20 protein-coding genes are annotated in these 24,148 nt (G+C 45.9%); 12 read left to right on the forward strand and 8 right to left on the reverse strand.

The window, feature by feature from the left end; translation table 11 throughout:
• Positions 1-64: 64 nt before the first annotated feature.
• A complete protein-coding gene (locus B2W60_RS12200) occupies positions 65-520 on the reverse strand; it encodes an FxsA family protein (protein ID WP_292361201.1) in 456 nt (151 codons plus the stop codon).
• Positions 521-748: 228 nt separating this feature from the next.
• Here B2W60_RS12200 and B2W60_RS12205 point away from each other — a divergent pair, with 228 nt between their 5' ends.
• The 3 genes from B2W60_RS12205 (at position 749) to B2W60_RS12215 (ending at position 5,767) form a co-directional block, all read left to right on the forward strand.
• Positions 749-2,164, forward strand: coding sequence for an OprO/OprP family phosphate-selective porin (locus tag B2W60_RS12205; RefSeq protein ID WP_292361202.1), 1,416 nt, complete (start codon positions 749-751; stop codon positions 2,162-2,164).
• 107 nt (positions 2,165-2,271) lie between these two features.
• Positions 2,272-3,840: a ParB-like protein gene (locus B2W60_RS12210; protein ID WP_292361203.1), complete on the forward strand. Its 1,569-nt coding sequence runs from the start codon at positions 2,272-2,274 to the stop codon at positions 3,838-3,840.
• Positions 3,841-3,976: 136 nt separating this feature from the next.
• Positions 3,977-5,767 carry a GGDEF domain-containing protein gene (locus B2W60_RS12215; RefSeq protein WP_292361204.1) on the forward strand — a complete coding sequence of 597 codons (1,791 nt, stop codon included), beginning with the start codon at positions 3,977-3,979 and terminating at the stop codon, positions 5,765-5,767.
• A 31-nt stretch (positions 5,768-5,798) separates the two neighbouring features.
• Here B2W60_RS12215 and B2W60_RS12220 read toward each other — a convergent pair whose 3' ends face one another.
• Positions 5,799-6,221 (reverse strand): arsenate reductase ArsC, encoded by a 423-nt coding sequence (locus tag B2W60_RS12220; RefSeq protein ID WP_292361383.1) that lies wholly within the window; start codon positions 6,219-6,221, stop codon positions 5,799-5,801.
• A gap of 173 nt (positions 6,222-6,394) precedes the next feature.
• Here B2W60_RS12220 and B2W60_RS12225 point away from each other — a divergent pair, with 173 nt between their 5' ends.
• On the forward strand, positions 6,395-7,072 hold the full coding sequence (locus B2W60_RS12225; protein ID WP_292361205.1) for a TIGR04211 family SH3 domain-containing protein: 678 nt from the start codon (positions 6,395-6,397) through the stop codon (positions 7,070-7,072).
• A gap of 41 nt (positions 7,073-7,113) precedes the next feature.
• Here the strand turns inward: B2W60_RS12225 and B2W60_RS12230 are convergent, their stop codons facing one another.
• Genes B2W60_RS12230 through B2W60_RS12240 form a run of 3 tightly spaced genes read right to left on the reverse strand, consistent with a single transcriptional unit; the run spans position 7,114 to position 10,119 of the window.
• Positions 7,114-7,659, reverse strand: a complete 546-nt coding sequence (locus B2W60_RS12230; RefSeq protein WP_292361206.1) for a HugZ family protein — start codon at positions 7,657-7,659, stop codon at positions 7,114-7,116.
• Entirely contained in the window at positions 7,649-8,074 is a 426-nt protein-coding gene (gene hutX, locus B2W60_RS12235; protein ID WP_292361207.1) for a heme utilization cystosolic carrier protein HutX, read from the reverse strand. Before hutX ends, B2W60_RS12230 begins: the two co-directional genes overlap by 11 nt.
• A gap of 14 nt (positions 8,075-8,088) precedes the next feature.
• Entirely contained in the window at positions 8,089-10,119 is a 2,031-nt protein-coding gene (locus tag B2W60_RS12240; RefSeq protein ID WP_292361208.1) for a TonB-dependent hemoglobin/transferrin/lactoferrin family receptor, read from the reverse strand.
• A 225-nt stretch (positions 10,120-10,344) separates the two neighbouring features.
• Between B2W60_RS12240 and B2W60_RS12245 the strand changes: the two genes are divergently transcribed.
• The 4 genes from B2W60_RS12245 to B2W60_RS12260 are packed head-to-tail and all read left to right on the forward strand — an operon-like array spanning position 10,345 to position 14,893.
• Complete coding sequence (locus B2W60_RS12245) at positions 10,345-11,220, forward strand: heme/hemin ABC transporter substrate-binding protein (RefSeq protein ID WP_292361209.1); 876 nt, start codon at positions 10,345-10,347, stop codon at positions 11,218-11,220.
• Positions 11,217-12,278, forward strand: a complete 1,062-nt coding sequence (locus B2W60_RS12250) for a FecCD family ABC transporter permease (protein WP_292361210.1) — start codon at positions 11,217-11,219, stop codon at positions 12,276-12,278. The genes B2W60_RS12245 and B2W60_RS12250 overlap by 4 nt, the downstream gene beginning before the upstream one ends.
• 8 nt (positions 12,279-12,286) lie before the next feature.
• A complete protein-coding gene (locus B2W60_RS12255) occupies positions 12,287-13,048 on the forward strand; it encodes a heme ABC transporter ATP-binding protein (RefSeq protein ID WP_292361211.1) in 762 nt (253 codons plus the stop codon).
• 60 nt (positions 13,049-13,108) lie between these two features.
• Positions 13,109-14,893 (forward strand): ABC transporter ATP-binding protein, encoded by a 1,785-nt coding sequence (locus B2W60_RS12260; protein WP_292361212.1) that lies wholly within the window; start codon positions 13,109-13,111, stop codon positions 14,891-14,893.
• 347 nt (positions 14,894-15,240) lie between these two features.
• On the opposite strand, the gene ilvD is transcribed toward B2W60_RS12260, so the two are convergent.
• Entirely contained in the window at positions 15,241-17,094 is a 1,854-nt protein-coding gene (gene ilvD / locus B2W60_RS12265; protein ID WP_292361213.1) for a dihydroxy-acid dehydratase, read from the reverse strand.
• 122 nt (positions 17,095-17,216) lie between these two features.
• Here ilvD and argA point away from each other — a divergent pair, with 122 nt between their 5' ends.
• Positions 17,217-18,512 carry an amino-acid N-acetyltransferase gene (argA, locus tag B2W60_RS12270; RefSeq protein ID WP_292361214.1) on the forward strand — a complete coding sequence of 432 codons (1,296 nt, stop codon included), beginning with the start codon at positions 17,217-17,219 and terminating at the stop codon, positions 18,510-18,512.
• On the opposite strand, the gene B2W60_RS12275 is transcribed toward argA, so the two are convergent.
• The gene (locus tag B2W60_RS12275) at positions 18,509-19,024 is read right to left on the reverse strand and encodes an RNA pyrophosphohydrolase (RefSeq protein ID WP_292361215.1); all 516 of its coding nucleotides are present in this window, start codon (positions 19,022-19,024) and stop codon (positions 18,509-18,511) included. The two genes, argA and B2W60_RS12275, sit on opposite strands and share 4 nt — an antisense overlap.
• A gap of 147 nt (positions 19,025-19,171) precedes the next feature.
• On the opposite strand from B2W60_RS12275, the gene B2W60_RS12280 reads away from it, so the two are divergent.
• From B2W60_RS12280 to B2W60_RS12290, 3 genes are all read left to right on the forward strand, one after another.
• Positions 19,172-19,828: an HAD family hydrolase gene (locus B2W60_RS12280; RefSeq protein WP_292361216.1), complete on the forward strand. Its 657-nt coding sequence runs from the start codon at positions 19,172-19,174 to the stop codon at positions 19,826-19,828.
• Between the two features lie 46 nt (positions 19,829-19,874).
• A complete protein-coding gene (gene gatB / locus B2W60_RS12285) occupies positions 19,875-21,317 on the forward strand; it encodes an Asp-tRNA(Asn)/Glu-tRNA(Gln) amidotransferase subunit GatB (RefSeq protein ID WP_292361217.1) in 1,443 nt (480 codons plus the stop codon).
• Positions 21,318-21,521: 204 nt separating this feature from the next.
• Positions 21,522-22,664, forward strand: coding sequence for an FIST signal transduction protein (locus tag B2W60_RS12290; RefSeq protein ID WP_292361218.1), 1,143 nt, complete (start codon positions 21,522-21,524; stop codon positions 22,662-22,664).
• 1 nt (position 22,665) lies between these two features.
• Here the strand turns inward: B2W60_RS12290 and gshA are convergent, their stop codons facing one another.
• A complete protein-coding gene (gshA, locus tag B2W60_RS12295; RefSeq protein ID WP_292361219.1) occupies positions 22,666-23,940 on the reverse strand; it encodes a glutamate--cysteine ligase in 1,275 nt (424 codons plus the stop codon).
• Positions 23,941-24,148: the final 208 nt, after the last annotated feature.

Genomic DNA, 24,148 nt, shown 5'->3' on the forward strand with positions numbered 1-24,148 from the left:
GTGCCTGCGTTAAAAAATTTCTGAAAAAACTGTCAAATGCAGTGAATTGCTTGATTTATCAGCATCAACGAATATTGCGCTGTTCGTCATCCTTAATGACTTCGCCTTCAATGATGTCATCCGTTTGTGAATAGCGACTACGTGCCGACCATTGCTGACGGAATAGCACATTGCTGTTACGAATTAATTTCAGTAGCAAAGCACGTCGTAACGTTGGAATAAGTAATAAGAAGCCAACAGCATCAGTTACAAATCCCGGAATCAGCAAGAGAAAACCACTTATAAATAAAGTCATGCCCTCCAGCATTTCCAAAGCGGGTGTTTCGCCTCGCCGAATTGACTGCTGGGCACGCTGCATAGTGGCAAGCCCCTGTAACTTGACTAACCAGGCCCCCAACACTGCGGTGGCAATCACAAACAGAATGGTCCAACCCGCGCCAATGACTTCGCCAACCTCAATTAAAACGTAAATTTCAGCAATCGGCACCAGCAGAAATAGCAAAAAAAGCCACTTGAACATGTTCTTTCCTTAACGGATATCAATGATTCAATAGGTTGGGGCTTATATTGATTTTTCAAGCATTTTTGTCTTATCCAGGTTGTCGCGTTTTAACAACAAATTTCCACTTTTGTTGCTATGTAACACAACTGTAATAGAAACATCATCACCCTGAAACATTCCAGTCTTATGGTGTGCGGGTCTTCGGACTTAAGACCGATTTGTTTTATCAACTAAGAGGATAGCCCCTTGAAACTGAAACCTACATCTCTATTAATCGCCGGCGCACTGATGGGTGCAGCCGTTTTACCTGTTCAGGCTGACCCAATGGTCGACCTGCTGAAAGTGTTACGTGACAAAGGTACTATCAGCGCTGAAGATTATGAATTACTGGCGAATGCAGCTAAAGATAAAGAAGAACAAGCTGCTGCTGAAAAAGAAGAAATCATGACGAAGGTCGATAGTAAACCTTCTTCAATCGTTACATTAGACAAAAAAGGCTTGAATTTTGAGTCTTCTGATAAAGCATTTACTGCCAATATTGGCGGCCGTATTCATGCTGACTATGCGTTTATTGACGATAACTACTTTGACCGTAATGTTGATAGTGTTGACGAATTTGGTAATGGTGCAAAATTCCGCCGCGCTCGTATTGGTATGGAAGGCACCATGTTCACTGACTGGACCTATGCGTTAGAAATTAACTATGGTCAGGATGAAGCCACTGAGTTTACTGATGCAACTATCGGTTATGAAGGTTTTGAAAACGTCAAATTGAAACTGGGCCGCCATAAGATGCCAGTTGGTCTGGAAGAGCTGACCAGTTCTAATCGTATCTCAACAATGGAACGTTCCGGTCCTACAAATACATTTGCATTAGGTCGTCGTAATGGCTTGACTGTTGCAACCGGCGGTTCAAACTGGACATTAACTGGTGGTGCTTATCTTGGCGAAGGTGTTGAAAGTGATGGTTGGGAAGGTAAAGACTCTGATTATGGTTATGCAGGTCGTGTCACCTTTGCTCCAATTCAAGAGAAAGAAAAACTGGTTCATTTAGGTGCAAGCTACCACCATGTTGGTTTTGAAGAAACTTTTGATGGTAATAATTTAGGCAGTAATAACGGCCGTTTACGTGCCCGTCCTGGCATTCACTTCTTTAATGACCGCCCTGTACAAGTGAACTACGGTGGTACTGAAGATGCAGATACATTCGGTTTTGAAGCGGCCACTGTAATGGGGCCTTTCTCCTTACAGGCTGAATACTATACGCAACAGCTAAACCGCAAAGAAGCCAAGGATGCTGATGCTGATGGCTGGTATGCATTAGCGACTTACACTTTAACCGGTGAAGCTCGTGGTTATAAAGGTGGCGCAATGCGCACTATCTCACCGAAAAATCCTGTAGGTAAAGGTGGTTTTGGTGCCTGGGAACTGGTTGCTCGTTATGACGTACTGGATATCTGGGATAGCAGTGCAGCATTGGAAAATACCAGTGGTATTCGTGGAACAGAAAGCAATATCTGGACCTTGGGTGTGAACTGGTATGTGAACGACAATATTCGCTTTATGGCGAACTATGTTGATGCGGACATCAAATCTGATGATGCATCAGACTTGGAAGGCGATATCGAAGCCTTTATGTTCCGTGGTCAGGTTGCGTTCTAATTTGACGCAGCATATCTCCTGAGAAAAAGCCTCACCTTGGACTTCAAAGGTGGGGCTTTTTTTTGAATACCACCTGTTCAACGACTGTTAAATTCACGGAGTTCTTTATGAATGCTATGTCACGCTTAGTGATGTTATCGATAACCGGCCTGAGCCTCTTCAGCAGCATGGTTGTTGCTGACGATCATCTTGCCCAAGCCAAAAAAGGCGATGTTATCCCGGTTCAATTACATCAGCTTAAACCGACACAATCCTCTGTCGGCTATGACCAGGTTTTCTACAAACTGGGACGTTATGAAGGCGATACTGAAAAGAAATTTGATGAAATCTGTGAAGCCAATGGCCAGAAGGCCATTAAAGACTATTCCTCAAAATCCAATGTCGCTGTTGCCAGCTCATTTGAATGTACCGATCCCGTTGGTACAGCCACGAAAGATATGAAAACAGTGGTGATAGGCCCCGATAATGGTTTATATCTGACCGATGGTCATCATACGTTCAACGTGTTCTGGCATATGCCGGATGGCGGTGCCAATTTTGAAGTGCATGTTGTGGTTGCTGACGATTATCGTGATCTAACCTCGATGGATGATTTCTGGAGCAAGATGCAGGCAGAAAACAACTTATGGTTGTATGACGATAAGTTTGAACCAATTGATCGTAGTGCATTGCCAGAAAGTCTTGGTCTGGAAAACTTCCATAACAACTTATATCGCTCACTGGTTTATTTTTCCCGTGAAATTGTCTGGGATAAACCCAAACCAGCCATCAATTTTGTTGAGTTTTACTGGGGGAAAGAAATTTACAACAAAGTCGATTTAAGCCAATACGACTTAAATTCAATGAAGGGCTATAAAAAAGCCGTTAAAGACGTCAGTGACGCTATTTTAGCGGTGAAATCTGACAATGTCGGCGGTATTGGCATGTCTGCTTCCAGAATGGGTCAGTATGAAGGTTTTGATAAAAAGGAATTTGAAAAACTGTTTCGTGCCAATAAGAAAGTGGATTATATGCTGCGCTATAAAAAACAAATGACCGGTGCCGGTCTGAGTTTTGACAAAGCCATTAATCATAGTCATTCCATGCAGCTTAAAGATTCGTTCACGTTATCTTCAAACCAGGACTTAATGGCGGTTTCCGCCATTAATGTCGCAGGCGAAGTGAATGCTCTGATCGAAATTCCGACCGGTACATCTGCAAAATGGGAAATGAATAAAGACAACACTCAGGAAGTTATCTGGGAATTAAAAGATGACAAACCACGTATCGTGAATTACCTGGGTTACCCGGGAAATTACGGCACCATCCCCGGCACCGCAATGCCAAAAGAGCTTGGGGGTGATGGTGACCCGTTGGATGTTTTGGTATTGGGCCAGTCTATCCCTCGCGGTGAGGTTTTGTCAGTACGTTTGATAGGTGTATTAAAAATGCTGGATGACGGTGAGCAGGATGACAAATTAGTCGCTGTTATTACCGAAGATAGTCCTTTTGCTAACGTTGAGTCGATGCAACAACTGGACAAAGAATTTCCGGCGGTTTCTGAAATCGTCCGTCTCTGGTTTGAAAATTACAAAGGCCCAAATGGCGGCATGGAAGCTCAAGGCTTTGCTGATCATCAGGAAGCGATGAATGTCTTAAAACAAGCGATGAATGCCTACCAAAACAGCTTGAACTGATTACCTGACTGCCGATGGCAATACTTTGATCCCCTTCAGTATGGGGCTTAAGTTGCGCCATCATTTTATTTTAATCACTGACCTTATGACCTTTTCCGACTAATAAGGCTTTGGCTAAATAATTTCCGGATTCAATATGACTCAAGAAGAACTATTACAATTTAAGTCATTGGAAGACATTCTCGCCACCGCGGCCCTCACCCCTATCTTTCAGCCGATTGTTTCATTAAAAAATAATCAGATTTATGGTTATGAAGCATTGATTCGTGGTCCCTCAGACAGTGTTTTGCATTCTCCGATAAATCTTTTTGATGCGGCGAATCGCCATGGTCGCCTGGCTGAGCTGGATTTGCTGTGCAGAGAAATCGCCATTAGCCGTTTTGGTGAACTTGACCTGAATGCCAAACTTTTTATCAACACGATTCCGTCAGCGTTATTACAACCCGATTATCCACATGGTCTGACGGCAAAATTTCTTAAGCAAGCCAGAATTCCCGCCGAACAAATTGTTATTGAATTAACCGAGCAATATCCAATTGATGATTACGATCTGATGCGTGAGGCGACTGCTCACTATCGTGATATGGGATTTTCTATCGCAATTGATGATTTAGGTGCAGGTTATTCGGGACTGCGAACCTGGTCAGAATTGAAGCCTGACTTCGTCAAGCTGGATCGACACTTCATGCAGAATATTCATGAAGATCAGCAGAAAAAACAGTTTGTGCAATCGATGATTGATATCGCCCTCAGCAGCAATTGCCGTGTGATCGGTGAAGGCGTTGAAGTGCGTGAAGAATATCTGGTGGCACAATCCATGGAAATGCATTTTGTCCAGGGCTATTATTTTTCCCGGCCTACAGCTACCCCGAAGCGTCAACTGCCAGCATCGCTATTTGCCAAGCGTGAACCAAGAGAAAAAATCCCTTCGGGGGTACCACGCTCAGATTCACTGGTGGTGAGCTTGCTGACCCAATTGACACCGCTTCGAACTTACCATGATTTTGAATATGTGGGCGAGCGTTTTCAAAATGAGATGAATCTGGCGGCATTACCCGTTTTGAATGAGAACAATACGATTGCCGGCATCGTCTGGCGGGATGAATTTTTGACCCTTTATGCCAGCCGATATGGACGCGACTTGTATGGCCGGAAACCTATCCGCTTGTTTATGGATAAGAAGCCAATTATTGCAGAAACCTCTCTGACACTGAAAAAACTCAGTCAGCAAATTACCAGTCAGAATTCAGCTCATCAACACAGTGTATTCATCATTAGTGAACACGGCTATTACCGTGGTGTCGGCAGTTTGATTGATTTGTTAAGACAAATAACGGATTTACAGTTGACGATTGCGCGTTATGCCAATCCCTTGAGCGGACTGCCTGGAAATGTCCCACTTAATGAGCATATCCAACAGGCTATCGGTCAGAAACGTCACGCGACGGTTTGTTATTTTGATTTGGATAACTTCAAACCCTACAACGACACCTATGGGTATAACAAGGGCGATAAAGTCATCACCAGAACCGCCAGAATTCTCAGTCAGCACATTGATCATGACATGGACTTTCTCGGTCACGTCGGTGGTGATGATTTTATTATAATATTTGACAGCACTGACTGGCAGAAACGTTGCCAGAGAATGCTTCACGATTTCGAACTGTTGTATCCGGAGCTCTATACTGAAGAACATCTCCGTCAAGGAGGCATTGAGGCGCAGGATCGCTATGGGCAACGGGTGTTCTATCCATTGCTCAGCTTGTCAATCGGCGCAGTCACCATTAGTGATTTTAGTTATCTGGTTGATGAAGCGGATCTGGCAGAGCATGCCACCAAGGCCAAATCCAAAGCGAAGAAAATTCCGGGTAACAGTCTTTATCAACTTAATCTATCAGATTGCCAGCCTTTTTCTGAGGCGATTTAAGCCAGATAAGTTGCAGGAAGCGGCTTAATATTTAACGGGCATTCACAGCTGATTTGTTTAATTGCTGCAGAACATAATTAACACGTTGCTTGATTTTTTCCCGGGTCAGTCGAAACTCGGCAAGGATCTCTTCTTCAGTACCACGATACTTTGCCGGGTCGGTCAAGGGTAAATGCAAGCGTAGCGTATGCGGACTGACCACTGGACATTGCTCGTCAGCATTCTCACATAACGTCACCAGTAAATCGGCCCACTCCAGCATTTCACCATTTACTCGGATTGATTCCTGTTGTGAGATATCAATACCGGCTTCGGCCATTACCTTTATTGCCTGGGCATTCTGGCCATGCGCTTCAATACCGGCAGAGCGAACTTCAATCTCATCGCCCCCCAGAAATCTGGCCCAGCCTTCTGCCATTTGCGATCGACAGGAGTTTCCTGTGCACAAAAACATTATTCTGAACTTTTCCATAAACCACCTCATTCGATTAGCTGATCAGCCTATCAAGCTTGTATGACAAAACCATTAACTCATATTAAAACCTAATAATGATTCTTATCTGCACTTGAAATCAGTCTTATAGCTTCTGCTAGAATGACGCTTTAAATTTAATGCCGGATTCACACGTGAAAAAACTGATTATCACACTGCTGCTTTTTGCCACTCCGATATTACTGCCGGGGATCAGTGCTGCCCAGACAACTCGTTATGTTTCAGATGAATTAGAAATTACCATGCGTAATGGCCAGGGACTGGAGTTTGGTATTCGAAAAATGCTGAAATCCGGCACCGAACTGACGGTATTGGAAAATGATCCCTCAGGCTATTCAAAAGTACGCACCAATGATGGTATCGAAGGCTGGGTGTTATCACGTTATTTAAACAATAATCCAAGCGCGCGTGAACAATTAGCCGCCAAAGAACAGCGTATTGCCAACCTTGAACTGGAAGTCACCGGATATAAAGAAGAATTAGCACAACTCAGCTCACAAACCTCAGAGGCTGATGAACAAAATATGACCCTGAAAGAGACCGCTCAACGCCTGAGCAAGGAGCTGGATGATATACGTCGTACAGCCTCTAATGCTGTGGCTTTGGAAAACGAAAATCGTCAATTAAAGGAACGGTTGCAGCAAATTGATCATGAGATTCAGTCTATCGTGATTGAAAACAATACCCTGAAGGACAATGATGCAAAAAACTGGTTTTTAATTGGTGCCGCCGTGTTATTTGGTGGAATAATCATTGGCCTGATTATGCCGAGCCTGAGGATGCGCAAGAAAAGCTCGTGGGGGAATTTCTAAACGACACCATAAAATAGCGCTGTGAATTCACAGCGCTATTTTTATTCTGATGCGGATGGTTTGACCACCACTTCACGTTTTTTATGGCCATCGCGCAAATGCTCAAGGTTCTTACCTGCCAGCGTGCCACCATCAATCTGATACGCTTTGCCAAACCCCTTCACATAACGTCCCCCTTTCGGCTTCAGCTTAAACAGACGAAAATCACTTAATTGACTCAGATTGGTAATTCGCTGCCCATGACGTTCAGTTAATAAGGCGATGCCCACATTCCAGGCATCTGAATCGACCTGAATCCATTCCGCCTCTATCTGATAGCTCACCCGTAACCGGGCAAACAATTCAATAGCCGAATCCTCATCTTCGATGATCAGCACGGATGCCTGTGGATGAATCCGCAGATTCACACCATGCACAGCAATATCGCTGAGTAATACATAGAGACAATCACGTCCTACCGCAAATGCTGCATAGGATGCATAAGGGTGATTATTTTCATCAAGCGTCGACAGCATTAACGTTTTACGGCTGTTGACCATCATCATGATTTCATCGCTGATCTGTTGTTCCAAACCTTTATTCTTCATCGGAATGTCCTGACAGCTGATATTGCTGCATTAACTGATAAAACTTTTCGCGTTGTGATGCGATTAATTCACCTCGTTCATCGCGACCGAGAAACACTTTAAAGATCACTTCACTGTTTACATCCTCAAACACAAAGGCATAACTCTCGCGACCTCGATGGGGTTTGGTCTGAAAGCTGATTTGCTCAACTTTCTGCAGATTAAGATGGCCATGAAAACCGTTACTGTCAGCTTTAAGGTTATAGAATCCTTCTGCCACTGTTGCTTTTGGAAAAGGACCGGTAAATTCGAATACACTACCACCATGAATCACTATCGTGGTCATCGAACCCCAATCGCTAATCTGTTCCAGTAATTGTTGCGCATTTTGTCCCGGCATTATTGAGACTGCTGTTACTGCTGGTTCCTGTTGCATAAATCTACTCCGCATTAGAACTGATAGCGTACGGCTAATCTTACATCACGTCCCGGCATATAAAGCTCCTGAAAGGCCACACGGTAATATTGATCGGTCAGATTATTCACGCTGAGATCAAGTTTTAGGTTGGGCATGGTAACTGGTTCCCATGTCGCATAAATATCGGCCAGAGTATAGCGATCATAATCACGGCTATCTCCGGAGGGAGTTCGGTTCTGAGTTTCAACATGACTGACTCTTAGACCTGTTTTAACACTGCGATTGATAAAGCGCTGACTCAGATCCAATACCCATTTATCTGCTGGGATACCGCTCAGTTTCTCACCAGTCTGTTTATCTTCACCACGGGTCTGTCCGTACGACAATGCAGCATTAAAATCATTTAGACCATAGTTAAATGTTAGCTCAAAGCCTTTTAAACGAGCCTCATCAACGTTGTTATAAGTGGTATGACCAGCATCTACACTGAAAAAAGGTGGAAAAGGTAAAGCTGAGAAAACAGGGTTATCAACTGTTTGCTCAATAAAATTATCAATATTGTTATAAAACAATGCCCCATTGATGCCAAAGCGATCTTGTTGAGTAAAAACATTCTGCGTATTAAAGTCAGCAATGAATTCAATATTTTGAGATTCTTCTGGTTTCAGATCAGCATTGGGAATAAAGGTATTACAGGCAGTGGAAGTAATACAAAAATGTGTTCCGGTTGTATAAAGCTCTTCAGCAGTTGGTGCCCTGAAAGCTTCATCATAACGTAAGGTCAGATTCAACTTATCTGTGGTTTGCCACACTAAAGCGACTGAAGGTGAAAACGCTTTATCACTACGATCATTATTTAAATTTTTTGCTTCAGTGCTGAAATAATCATAACGACTGCCAAGTTCTAGTCGCCAAGCTTCGGCAAACGGAATATGAACTTCGGTAAATGCTCCCCAAACTTCGGTTGTGGCATTTGGCGGTGTAGGACGATTTAACCCAGCACGGCTACTAGTTAACTTATCCTGATAGCCATCCACACCATAGATAAAACTAATGTCACCCAGCTCAGTTCGGTTATTCAGATTTAAGCCAAGCGTTTCGATCTCAGTCCGATCAGCACGTCGATCTGATAAGCGATATTCCTGCATTTCGGTATTGTTCCAGTACAGCATCAGCTGGGCATTAAGCCAGTTACTGTCTGGATTCAGACGATAATCCACTGCAGCATGATCAGTCTGATTTTCGCGGTGAATCATAAAATTAGAGGATCCCACATTGGCTGCTCCATTCGAAGGAATCTCGCCATTCACCTCGGAAGTTCGCAGATTAAATGTCGCGGTTTGTGCATCATCAATAAACCAGTCTACTTTCGCCATCAAACCTTTATCACGTGATGCAGAACCCTCGAGATTCTTCCCATTGCCCAGTTCCAGGTCATTACCATCACGATAAAAACCAGAAACCAGCCAGTCGAGATTATCACCTCGTCCAGCCAGTGCTGAGGTGGTCAACCATTTATCACTGTTGCTGTGATAACCCTGCTTGATAAAACCGCCAAAATCACTGGTTCCCAGCAAATCAGCCGCATGAATGGTGTTTTGTGAAATTACGCCGCCCAGGGCACCTGACCCCCACAACGCGCTGCTCGGTCCTTTCACTACTTCGACATTTTTGATTAATTCCGGATCCAGAAAATAGGTCGGGCGATGGCCTGACATAAAGTTTTGTCGGACCCCATCCACCAGCTGTAATACCTGGTTATCTCCCAAACCACGGATATTCACATTCTGAACATCTTCCCTTGGCCCACCACTCAGCGTGACATTGGGCAGATGAGCTACCGTCTGTGGCACAGAAGTCGCCTGAACCTGATCCAATTCAGCTTTATCAATGACCGTGATATTGCGACTCTGCAAGTCTTGCTGTTCTGCATTACGTGTTGCAGTGATCTTGATTTCTTCCATTTGCAAAGGCGTTTGGGCGTGACTGGTTGACACCAATAGCGGACTAAGCAAAAGCACAGACTGAATCAGGGTAGGGAGGGTTTTACATTGTGTGTTCATTTTTTCCTCAGTAAAGATCGCCTTAACGTTCAAAAAGTTGATTTGCAGATGAGAGTTACTGCATCGGCTGGGAAAATTATCACACCTCACACAACATGCAAATAATAACGATTATCATTTAGATTTAACTTAACAAATTATTTATTTGTGGTTAAACTTCTGCATTTGCTCATGGCGTTCTTCAATAACGAGCCCGAAACTGATTTACCCTGCTTGGAGCTATTCATGTCTCAATCTACATTTTCTCGTCTTAATATGAGAAAACTATTTTACGGCGTTTTATTACTGTTAACGGCTCAAATTACGATGGCTGAGCCGGTTCATGCCGATAAAAAAATCATCAGTGTTGATAGCAATGCCACAGAAATTTTGCTGGCCTTGGGGGTTGGCTCCAACATTATCGCCACCGATATCACCAGTGAGCCATTACTCAAAAGTCATCATGTTAAACAACTCGGCTATCACCGTGCGTTGTCGGCCGAAGCGATTTTATCCTTACAACCGGATCTGATTGTGGGCAGCGACCATACAGGGCCTGCTCCCACTGTAAAAGCCATTCAAAATGCACAGATTAACTTTATCCAGCTCAACAGTCCGCAAACCATTGCGGACCTTCGCAGTAATATTCAGTACTTAGCCAAAGCACTGGATCGCGAAAAAACCGGTCAGCAATTAATCGTCGATATTCAGCGAATGGAAACCGCGATCACCGATCATCTCAATGGATCAAATTTAAAAATGGTGTTTCTGCTGGATTTGAATGATCGGGGATTATCACAGGCTGGACGTGACACGGTTGGTCATGCCCTCATCAATGTGCTTGATGGTCAAAATATCAGCGAATTTAATGGTTATCAGTCAGTGTCGCTGGAATCTGTTCTGGCAATGAATCCCGATGTCATTCTGGTTGGAAACCGCAGTAATCGCGCACCGGAAACGGAGCAGCTGTTGTCTCGCTATCCTTTGCTGAAAAATACTGCTGCCGGCCAAACCAGGCGCATTATCAGTATTGATGCCAGTAAGTTAATCGCAGGACTGAGCATAACTGCGGTAAAACAGGCCGATCAGCTGGCAGCCATTATTTATTCCTCAGCACGATGAGTTATGCCAAATATTTACCTGCCAGCTTGCATGGCTGGCGCCGAAGCATCTGGCTGATGATGGTCATGTTATTGCTGGTAACGGTGTTGTTATCGATCATGCTGGGTCCAATGACCTTGCCTGCAAAACAAAGCTTATTGAGCATACTAGATAAGTTTTTCGGCAGTGAACTGAGTCAGTTAAATGCCTTTCAAACCGCCATTATCTGGGAGTTACGCTGGCCACGAACTTTACTCGCTATCTTTATCGGTGCGTTATTAGCCCTTTGTGGTGCTGTCACCCAGGGACTATTCCGTAACCCATTAGCTGATCCCGGCATTATTGGCGTCTCTTCTGGCGCAGGACTTGGCGCGGCCATTGCCATCGTATTGTTACCGGCTTCGCTCAGCTATCTGACAACACCTGTAGCGGCATTTCTGGGCGGTTTGATAACCACCTTACTGGTGTATCGGCTGGCGCAATCTCAAAATGGGGAGACTTCGGTATTGATTCTGTTGCTGGCTGGCGTTGCCATAGCGGCTTTTAGCGGGGCAATCATTGGTTTTATGACCTATATCGCCAATGATATGGCGTTACGCGAGCTGACCTTATGGGGTATGGGTACGCTGAACGGCGCAAACAATACATCTATCTGGCTGTCCGCAATGACCTGCCTTTGCCTTTTATTGTTTTACCAAACTCAGGCACCAGCATTAAATGCCTTTCTGCTGGGCGAAGCCGAAGCCCGCCATCTGGGCATCAATGTCGAGAAATTAAAACTGCAATTGATTGTGGTCACCGCAATCGGCATTGGCATTGCCGTTTCAGCCACCGGCATTATCGGCTTTATCAGTCTGGTGGTGCCCCATCTGGTGCGTATGACCATGGGCCCGGATCACCGTTTATTGCTGCCATTATCCGCGCTGACAGGAGCGGTTTTATTACTGATGGCAGATATTGGTGCCAGAGTGTTGCTGGCTCCGGCGGAATTACCAGTAGGTTTGGTGACCGCATTAATCGGTGCGCCATTCTTTGCATTTTTGCTGATCCAGCAACGTAAACGACTCAGTACCTTATAAGCCTGCCTATGCTCACTATCGAAAATCTGCTTGTTCAACAGGAACACCGCCAAATTCTGAATTTGCCCGCAGCCAGTTTGATTTCCGGCGAGTTAATTGCGGTGTTAGGTCCTAATGGTGCAGGTAAATCCAGTTTAATTAAAACCATCTGTGGTGAGTGGCCCGCAAGTACCGGACAGATACGTCTACATAATAAACCGTTACCACAGTGGCCGAGACACGTATTGGCTCGACATCTGGGCGTTTTGCCTCAGGCCAGCCAGTTATCGTTTCCATTCAAAGCGCAGGAGGTGGTTGCCATAGGTGCCACACCACTCAACCTGAATCGTCATGCTATTAATCACACCGTGCAAAAGTGGATGCGGGCAACCGATACCTGGCAATTTTCTGACAGGCTTTATACCAGCCTGTCGGGCGGTGAACGACAACGGGTACAATTGGCCAGAGTATTATTACAACTGTCACAGGCAGAACGGGCACCATTGTTATTACTGGATGAACCAACATCAGCACAGGATCTTGGACAGCAACATCAGTTATTGAATTTGGTAAAATCGCTTTGTCAGGAAAATGGCTTTGCGGTGATCAGTATTTTGCATGATTTGAACCAAGCGAGTCGTTATGCTGACAAAGTGTGGCTTTTACAACAGGGTGAACTCGTCGCCCAGGGATCACCACCGCAGGTGCTTCAACCTGAAACAGTAATGAAAATATGGGGTTATCAACCGGAGCTGTTTTTTAACAGCGAGGGCCAGCAGATATTGGTCTGAGGAGGGTAAAGTCACTGTTAAATTGCTGCCTATAGACCCTAACTGAATTGACTAACATCCATGAGCACAGAAACCAGCTATCAGCTTAAAGGCATACTCAAACAGGCGTTGAGTTATAAAAAGCATCTGATAAAAGCCAACCTGATCGCGCTGTTTGCCACTCTGTGTGCGGTTCCTGTGCCGTTACTGCTACCGATAATGGTGGATGAAGTCCTGCTTAATCAGCCTGGTGCCGCCGTAGCATTTATTTCCTCGTTTACCCCTGAACACTGGCATGGTCCTATTCTTTTCATCAGCGCCATGTTGATCCTGACGCTGGTATTACGTTTGGCCTCATTGGTTTTAAACGTGTTGCAATCACGCTATTTCACCATCATTGCCAAACGCATTACCTTTCGAATTCGCCGTCAGCTGATCAAACGGCTGGGAAGAATCGCCATCAGTGAATATGAAACCCGTGGCAGTGGTGGCATATCCTCTCATTTTGTCACCGATATTGAGGTCATTGATAACTTTATCGGTAATACCATTAGTAGGTTTATCGTAGCAGTGCTGAGCATTATCGGTACTGCAGTAATACTGCTGTTTCTGCACTGGCAACTGGCTTTGTTGATTCTGTTTATGAATCCCCTGGTAATTTATTTCACCATGCGAGTGGGTAAACATGTTAAACACCTGAAAAAAAATGAAAATACCGCAGTCGAGGTATTTCAACAGAGCCTGACCGAAACACTTGATGCCATTCAGCAGATCCGTGCGGCCAATCGTGAAAAACATTATTTTCTGCGAGTTATTGACCGGGCTCGTGGAATACGCACGCATGCCACTGACTATGCCTGGAAAAGCGATGCAGCCAATCGTATTTCTTTTGTTATTTTTCTGTTTGGGTTTGATATATTTCGCGCGGTAAGCATGTGGATGGTGGTGTTTTCCGATCTGAGTATCGGTCAGATGTTTGCGGTGTTTGGCTACCTGTGGTTCATGATGGGACCAGTGCAGGAAGTGTTGAATATCCAATATGCATTCTATGCTGCCGGTGCCGCGGTTTCTCGTCTGAACAAATTGTTTTCGTTAAAACAGGAAGTGGTTTATCCGGCCAAAACCAATCCGTTTATCGAAGGCCAGGCCAGCAGTATCCGCATTGAAAATCTGCATTTTAGTTATGACGAAAATAATCCGGTGCTCAGCGGAGTTTCGCTGGATATCAAAGCCGGTGAAAAAGTGGCTCTGGTGGGGGCCAGCGGTGCCGGTAAATCAACTTTAGTCAATGTATTGCTGGGTCTGTATCCAGCCGATAAAGGCATGGTGTATTTCAATGAAGTGCCGGTCAGCGAAATAGGACTGGAAGGCGTGCGCGAGCATGTGGCCACCGTTTTACAACATCCTGCCCTGTTTAATGACTCGGTGCGGGAAAACATTACACTGGGACGCGATTATCCTGATGAAGCGATCTGGCAGGCGATAAAAACCGCGCAGATTGAGGATGTTATTCAGGCCATGCCGAAAGGTCTGGATACCTTGGTTGGCCGTTCCGGCGTTAAGCTCTCGGGCGGCCAACGGCAACGCCTTGCCGTAGCCAGAATGGCACTAATGAATCCCAGTGTGGTGGTGCTTGATGAGGCTACTTCAGCGCTGGACAGCAATACCGAACACCATCTGCATATCGCCTTGGCGGATTACCTGAAAAACCGCACCACCATAATCATTGCCCACCGCTTAAGCGCTGTTCGGCAAGCCGATCGAATTGTGGTATTTGATGGAGGTGAAATCATCGCCGATGGAGATCATGACAGCCTGATTCAGGAACACGGCATTTATCAGAAACTTTATGCTCAGCAGATTTAGGTTTTAGATATAACCACAGAGACACAGAGGGCACAGATGTTTCTTTAAAAAAGATATCCATGCTGGTTTGAGTGGCTTATTAAAAAATCCGCAGATTACGCAGATTCGCGCAGATTAATTACCCGCTTTTCTTAGTGTTTATCTTGTATTTAAGAGACAAGGCAGCTGACAAGCGGATTATAAAAACGTTGGTTAGAGAAAATAAGCTATGTATCAGCAGGCTTATTGCCTGCAAATACATATTAAGAATCTGCGAAAATCTGCGTAATCTGCGGATAAAATAACCACATACCCCCGAAAGCTTTCTCCGTGCCCTCTGTGTCTCTGTGGTTAGTTTTTTTAATCCCTCAGCGGCGTTTCAGCTGCTCCACATCACGTACCGCGCCTTTGGCAGCAGAGGTCGTCAGAGCAGCATAAGCCTGCAGAGCAAGGCTGACTTTACGTTCACGGTTAACCGGTTTCCAGGCCATCTCACCGCGTTGTTCCATCGCAATACGTCTTTCCGCCAGCTGGGCATCGGTTAAGTCAACATTAATGCTGCGATTAGGGATATCGATATGAATCATATCGCCCTCTTCTACCAAACCAATATTGCCGCCTTCTGCAGCTTCCGGTGAGGCATGACCAATAGATAAGCCAGAAGTACCACCAGAGAATCGGCCATCGGTCAGCAACGCACAGTGTTTGCCAAGCCCCTTGGATTTCAGATAGCTGGTCGGGTACAGCATTTCCTGCATACCCGGCCCGCCCTTCGGGCCTTCATAGCGAATCAGTACCACGTCACCAGCTTGAACCTGTTCCGTCAGAATGGCGGTCACAGCATGATCCTGCGATTCAAAGATACGCGCCGGACCAGAGAATTTAAGTATTGACTCATCAACACCAGCGGTTTTGACAATACAGCCCTCTTCGGCCAGATTGCCAAACAAGACTGCCAAACCTCCGTCTTTGCTGTAGGCATGCTCAACATTACGAATACAACCCTCTTCACGATCCAGATCCAAAGAAGGCCAGCGGCAATCCTGACTAAATGCTGTTTGGGTTGGTATTCCGGCAGGTCCGGCCAGATAACGTAATTGCGCAGGCTGGTGATCACTGCGTGCCACATCCCACAAAGCCAGCCCTTCGGCCATCGTTTTGCTGTGCACGGTTGGTACTTCGGTATGTAACAATCCACCGGCAGCCAGTTCAGACAGGATGCCAATCACACCACCGGCACGATGCACGTCTTCCATGTGATACTTATTGGTCGCCGGGGCTACCTTGCATAGATTCGGAATCTTGCGGGACATCCGGTCGATATCCGCCATAGTGAAATCCACTTCACCCTCATGCGCCGCAGCCAGTAAATGCAAAACGGTGTTGGTGGAACCGCCCATGGCAATATCCAGCGCAATCGCATTTTCAAATGCCGCTTTGCTGGCGATAGCACGAGGCAGGACATCTTCTTCATCATTTTCGTAATAACGTTTTGCCAGATCGACGATACGCCGACCTGCTTCCAGAAACAGTTCGCGGCGATCAGCATGAGTCGCCAGCAAGGAACCGTTCCCCGGCAATGACAAACCAAGCGCTTCTGTCAGACAGTTCATTGAGTTGGCTGTGAACATACCCGAGCAGGAACCACAGGTTGGACATGCACTACGCTCAACCTGAGCAACATCTTCATCACTGACATTATCATCTGCCGCCTGCACCATGGCATCGACCAGATCCAGTTTGACATCCTGCCCGGCCAATTTGGTTTTACCGGCCTCCATCGGGCCACCGGAAACAAACACTACTGGAATATTCAAACGTAATGCTGCCATTAGCATTCCGGGGGTAATCTTGTCGCAGTTGGAGATGCACACCAGCGCATCAGCACAATGGGCATTGACCATATACTCAACTGAGTCGGCGATAATTTCGCGTGAAGGCAGACTGTAAAGCATGCCACTATGACCCATAGCGATACCATCATCGACCGCAATCGTATTGAATTCTTTCGCAACACCACCAACCCGTTCAATTTCACGCGCGACTAACTGACCCAGATCTTTCAAATGAACATGGCCCGGAACAAACTGTGTGAATGAGTTCGCAATCGCTATAATAGGCTTGCTGAAATCATCATCCTTCATGCCTGTGGCCCGCCATAAAGCACGGGCGCCCGCCATATTACGGCCAGCAGTAGAAGTTTTTGAACGATATTCAGGCATTGATTTTCTCCAACTATAATTGAGACTGATGGACACACTGCAACAACGGAATGACATCAGTTTAACCACGGGATTTTACACGCAACTTGGCAAGCGTGGTGAGACTACGATAAAAAGACATTATGAATTCATCATCACAACAACCTGCAGACGCTCATTTCGCGACCACAACCTCATGGTTCAGAGCGGCTGCACCGTATATTCACGCCCACAGTGGCGCAACTTTTGTCATTGCTTTTGATGGTGAAACGGTCGCAGCAGATAATTTTGATCATCTGATCCATGATCTGGCGATTCTGAATAGTCTGGATATTCGACTGGTACTGGTATTTGGTGCACGGCCTCAAATCGAAGCGCAATGTGAGAAACGCAATATTGCAGTGAAATATCATCGTGGCCTGCGGATTACGGATGATGCCAGTCTGCAGATCGCCCGTGGGGTGGTGGGGGAATTACGTATCGCTATTGAATCCAAACTTTCGTTTGGCCTGCCACACACCCCTATGGCCGATTCACGGATTCGCTGTGTCAGTGGAAATCTGGTCACCGCCCGCCCCGCTGGCATTATTGATGGTATTGATCTGGGACATACCGGTGAAGTCAGACGTATTGATGCTGAAGGTATTCAACAGCAATTGACTAATGGCAATCTGGTACTGCTACCGCCGCTGGGATATTCACTTACTGGTGAAATCTTTAATTTATCTGCCGAGGCTATTGCCACCGCAGCGGCCACGCGCTTACAAGCCGACAAACTTATATTTATTGGTCAGAGCAATGAGCATTTGCCCCGGGAAATTACGCTGCAACAGGCAAAAGATTACGATCACCCGTCATTAAGTGCGGCTGTCAGCGCCTGTAAAGCAGGTGTTTCCAGGGTACATTTGCTGGACCGTTCGATTGATGGTGCCTTGTTGCAGGAATTATTCAGCCGGGATGGTGCTGGTACGTTAATCAGTGCCACTTCGTTTGAAACCACACGTCAGGCAAATATTGAAGATGTCGGTGGCATTCTGGAATTACTGCAACCTCTGGAACAAAGCGGAGTACTTGTCAAACGTTCTCGGGAATTACTGGAAAGGGAAATTGATCATTTCACGGTGATGGAGCGTGATGGCACGGTCGTCGCCTGTGCTGCGTTATACCCTTATCCGGAAAACAATGCAGCGGAATTGGCCTGCATGGCGATATCCACAGACTACCGTCATCAAGGCCGTGGCAAACAGTTACTGACCGTGTTGGAAAAACAGGCTAAAACGGCAGGGTGGAATACGCTTTATGTGCTGACAACTCAGACTGCACACTGGTTTATCGAACATGGCTTTCAGCCCTCTGCAATCAGTGACTTACCTATGCAAAAACAGGCGTTATATAACTATCAACGTAATTCCAGCGTATTTCGCAAGCAACTGAATTAACCAGCTGACGGGTCACGATTACCGGCCCGTTTACGGTATTCAGGAAATAGCAGTGGCGCAAATTCATGCAGAGCTTTTTCGTATACCCGCCGTTTGAAAAATACAATTTCCTCGACGGGCGTCCAGTAATCTACCCAGCGCCAATCATCAAACTCGGGTTTTTCATGCAGATCCAGTCTGACATCGGCTTCATCACCGGTAAAACGCATGAGGAACCAGCGCTGCTTCTGACCGATACACAAGGGTTTGTTGCCATACCTTAAATAACGCTTGGGCAAGCGATAACGCAACCATCCCCGGGTAGTAGCCAACAGCTCAACATGTTCACGGCCCAGACCAATTTCTTCCGTCAATTCACGGAAGGCGGCCTGCTCCGGCGTTTCATTGGTTTTAATGCCACCCTGGGGAAACTGCCATGAATCATGCTGAGCACGTTGCGCCCACAACACCTGGTTAAGGTCATTGCAGAGGATAATCCCCACATTGGCTCTGAAGCCATCTTTGTCTATCACGGTTCAATCTCTCGCCGGGGGCAACGATAAGCACGGGCCGCCAGCATAATTATTTATAATAAGTTTAGATTAGTGAATGAGACATGAGGATGCAACGCATTTTGTCTTACAATAGGCGCTCAATTTATCGGGACATGACCAGTTACAATGGCTTTAGCAATATTTGACTTAGACAATACCTTACTCGGCGGCGACAGTGATTATTTGTGGGGGCGCTATTTGGCGGAAAATGGCATCGTCGATCCGCAGAGTTACCACGACACTAATCTGGCTTATTATCATGACTATCAGGCAGGACAGCTGGATATCAATGCCTTCCTGCAGTTTGTGTTTGAACCGCTGGCAAAAAACAGTATGCAGAACTTGCTGAGTTGGCGTGCCGAGTACCTGCAACAGAAAATCATGCCGATTATTCTGCCAAAAGGCCGCGAGTTGATTGAATACCATCGCCAGCAGGGTGATACCCTGCTGATCATTACTGCAACGAACAGTTTTTTAACCAAGCCAATAGCTGAAATATTAGGTATCGACCATCTGATTGCCACCGATCCGGAAATGGTTGATGGGCGCTATACCGGTCAGGTACAGGGTGTTCCGTCATTTCAGCATGGCAAAGTTGTCCGTTTACAACATTGGTTAACCGAACATCAGCATAACCTTGCAGGCAGTTATTTCTACAGTGATTCACACAATGATCTGCCTTTGCTGGAGCAGGTCGAGACCCCCATCGCGGTGGATCCGGATGAAACATTGGCCGAAATTGCACGACAGCGCGACTGGAAAATTCTGAGTCTGCGTGAATAATTGCTACAATTCGAAGTTTTAATCACTTAAATTCAGGCCGTCAATTATGGAATGGGAAGTTGTTATCGGGCTAGAGATCCACGCCCAACTTGCAACCAAAACGAAAATTTTCTCCGGAGCAGCCACTGCCTACGGTGCGGCACCGAACTCTCAGGCATGTGCTGTTGATCTTGGATTACCGGGAGTACTGCCGGTATTGAATAAAGAAGCTGTTCGTATGGCGGTCAAATTCGGTTTAGCGGTTGATGCCGAAATTGCCGATCGTTCAGTATTTGCCCGCAAAAACTATTTTTATCCAGACTTGCCGAAAGGCTACCAAATCAGTCAGTTTGAATTGCCAATCGTTGGCAAAGGCCAAATCACCATCGAAATGGAAGACGGCAGTGAGAGAATTATTGGCATCACCCGTGCCCATCTTGAAGAAGATGCCGGGAAATCCTTGCATGAAGATTTTCACGGTCAAACCGGGATCGATCTGAACCGCGCTGGGACGCCTTTACTGGAAATCGTTTCCGAACCCGATATGCGCAGCGCTAAAGAAGCTGTTGCTTATATGAAAAAAATCCACTCTTTGGTACGTTATCTGGAAATATGTGATGGCAATATGCAGGAAGGCTCATTCCGCTGTGATGCCAACGTTTCCGTACGTCCCAAAGGTCAGGAAAAATTCGGTACCCGGGCTGAACTGAAAAATATCAACTCATTCCGTAATGTCGAACGTGCCATCAATATTGAAGTTGAAAGACAGATTGATGTGATTGAATCCGGCGGCGCAGTGGTTCAGGAAACTCGTCTGTATGATGCGGATAAAAATGAAACCCGCTCCATGCGGAGCAAGGAAGAAGCCAATGATTACCGTTACTTCCCGGATCCTGACTTATTGCCTTTGGTTTTAGATGAAGGCTTGATTGAACAGGTTCGTGCCACTTTACCGGAATTGCCCAACGAGAAACGCGATCGTTTTGTAAGTGAAATGGGCTTATCAAGGTATGATGCGAGCGTACTGACCAGCAGCCGTGAACTGGCTGATTATTTTGAAGCCGTGCTTGTCGCGACAGGCAATAAAGATCCCAAACAATGTGCCAACTGGGTCATCGGGGATCTCTCCGGCGCATTGAATAAAGCGGGTCTCGACATCACTGAATCTCCGGTCTCTGCAGCCCAACTGGGCAGCGTATTACTTCGCATTCAGGACAATACTATCTCCGGTAAAATCGCCAAGCAGGTGTTTGAAGCCATCTGGAATGGTAAAGGCGCTGATGCCGATGCCGTCATTGAAGCTCAAGGTCTTAAGCAAGTCACCGATACCGGTGCCATCGAAGCAATGATTGATGAAGTGATTGCCGCTAATCCCGATCAATTACAGCAATATCGTGATGGTAAAGAACAGGTATTCGGCTTTTTTGTGGGACAGGTTATGAAAGCCTCAAAAGGCAAAGCCAATCCAGGACAGGTCAACGATATCCTTAAACAGAAACTGGCTGGTTAAAAACTTTTTTTACTCGAAAGCCCTGACGCGGAATAGGCGCTCAGGGCTTTTTTATGCGCCAGATTTGTGCAAATCAGTTCACATTTTGAATCAAGCTACTCCCAGTATCAGACAATCTGATGTAGTATCGGCTGATGTTTTTTGAACACATAGAACAAGGATGCTAATGATTCATTTAAATTTCAGGATGTTGGGTTTAATAAAATGAAGTTTGTACAGGAACATTTACCTACCAAAAGCGGTTTTAACAAACTCTCATCTGCATCGACATTGAGTGAAGCAAATTGGGTTTTGGTTTTCGGCTCCGTTAACCGTTTCAGCGAACGCAATTTTGCCAGCCAGTTACAGAAACGCTACCCCAATGCCCAAATTATCGGTTGCACCACTTCCGGTGAAATTACCGGAGATGGCGTGTTTGATGACAGCGTACATATTACCGCCATGCAGTGGCAGCGCAGCCAGCTTCGCTTCATCTGCAAACCCGTCAACAGCATGGAGCAATCACATGCTTTAGGTGCCCAAATCGCCAATGAATTAGTCGCTCCGGATTTAAAAGGTGTATTTGTTCTCAGCGATGGCCTTAATGTTAACGGTTCAGAACTGGTTGAAGGTCTGCAGGAAGTATTGCCCAACACCCCTATTACCGGCGGTCTGGCTGGCGATGATGCCAAATTTAGCAAGACTCTGTTACTGAATAATGATCAAATCCAGGATCGCATTGTCATTGCTGTAGGAATTTATGGCAAAGACGCTATTGTGACCAGTGGCGCATTAGGTGGCTGGAAACCTTACGGCCCGCCAAGACGTATCACCAAGGCCATTAAAAATGTGGTCTATGAAATGGATAACAAACCAGCCTTACCGCTTTATAAAATGTATATCGGCTACTATGCCAGCGAACTGCCTTCTTCGGGTCTTAATTTTCCGTTCGCCATCATGGATGACAAAAACGTTAATGTCATAAGAACCTTGCTGTCGATTAACGAAAAAGAAAACAGTATGACCTTTGCCGGCAATATTGCTGAAGGGTCAACCGTACGTTTTCTGAAATCCGATCATGATCAGCTGGTCGCCGGAGCCAGCGAAGCTGCCCGGCAAATCTTATTGAAAAAAGTGGATATTAACGATAAAGCGCTGGCCATCTGCGTCAGCTGTGTAGGTCGTAAACTGGTGATGGAAGATCAGGTTTCAGACGAAGTGTATGCGGTTCAGCGTCTGCTGGGCATGCAAACCGGCATTACCGGTTTTTACTCAAATGGTGAAATCTGTTCCGGAGAAGACGATAGCCATAGCCTGTTGCACAACCAGACCATGACTATCGCCTATTTAAGTGAGCATAACGCCTGAATTATGCCAGTTCTCTTGCAGCGGCTAGCAACGCTAGTCGCGCAATAACCCCATAGGCATAAAAGCGATTCGGTTCAGCATCCGGCTTATCAAATTTGTCCGGTGTAATACAGGACTGGGCAAACGCCAGGGGCTCGAAGTGCATTCCCGGCGCATTAAGATTTTCATCAATGCCACGGCCTGTATGCACACGATAAAAGCCACCGATAACAAAATGGTCCATCATATATATCACCGGCTCAGCCACAGCCTCCTCCTCACCGAGAGTTTCGAAGGTATACACACCTTCCTGAACCAATACATTATCAACGACCAGACCTTCTTTGGCCGAAGACATTTTAGTGCGTTGCTTGCGATTCAGGTTCAATAACTCATCAGCACTTTTCACCATCATAATACCCATGCCATAGGTGCCTGAATCTGCTTTCACTACCACAAACGGTTCACGATCAATGCCATACTGATTGTATTTATTCTGAATCGCCGTTAACAAGGTGTTCACATTACGTGCCAGACACTCCATGCCGCTGCGTTCCATAAAATTGACTTCACCACATTGCAATGTAAGTGGCGATACCAGCCAAGGATCTATCCCAATTTGCTCAGCAAAAGCATGAGCAACCATCGAATAGTGGGTAAAGTGATCCGACTTCTTCCGAGTGGCCCACCCGGCTTTTAGTGGAGGCGCAAGTTGCTGTTCAACACCTTCCAGGATGGCTGGACGCCCACTTGACATATCATTATTGAGTAACACCAGACAAGGCGAAAAATCCCCTATCGCAACGCGATTTCCCTGTCTTTCCAAAGGTGAAATTTCACAGGTTTTCCCAGAGGGCAATTCGACCTGTATAGCCTCACTGATATCGTCACGCAAGCTGGCAATGCGCGCCTCCAGGCCGGCTTTTTCAAAAATATCTCTTAAGGTTTCCACGCTTTCCAGATAAAACAGGTTACGCGTGTGATTTTCCGCAATGATTAATACCCGACGGGCTTTCGGACAAAGTCGTTCAACCGCCGCCTGCGCAGCTTGCACACATAGCGGCATAAATGCCGGGTTAAGATTGTTAAAACCTGCCGGAAACAGATTCGTGTCTACCGGTGCAAGTTTAAATCCCGAGTTTCGCAAATCAACCGATGCATAGAACGGTGCGGGAGTTTTAAGCCATTGCTCACGTAACCAGCATTCCACATCAGCCTGACGCTCAAGTAAATGTGATTCCAATTCCAGTAAAGGCCCATTCAGGGCAGTAATGAGATGCGGTACAGCTGAAGTCATGATGAACTCTCTGAGTCAATAAAAATAAGGCTGGCTGAATTAGGGCTGTTTATCTTTTATCACCGTCACTGCTGCAAGCGATTTTCCCGCCCTTCCAGGGACAACAAAAGATAAACAGACCGTATTTACTGTGATATGGGACACAGATTGCAATTTTCAAGTCATACATACTCTGCCATGCGTTTAGAAATGAAGGAATAACAGACCT

The sequence above is a fragment of the Methylophaga sp. UBA2496 genome (assembly GCF_002341635.1).
Lineage (GTDB): Bacteria > Pseudomonadota > Gammaproteobacteria > Nitrosococcales > Methylophagaceae > Methylophaga.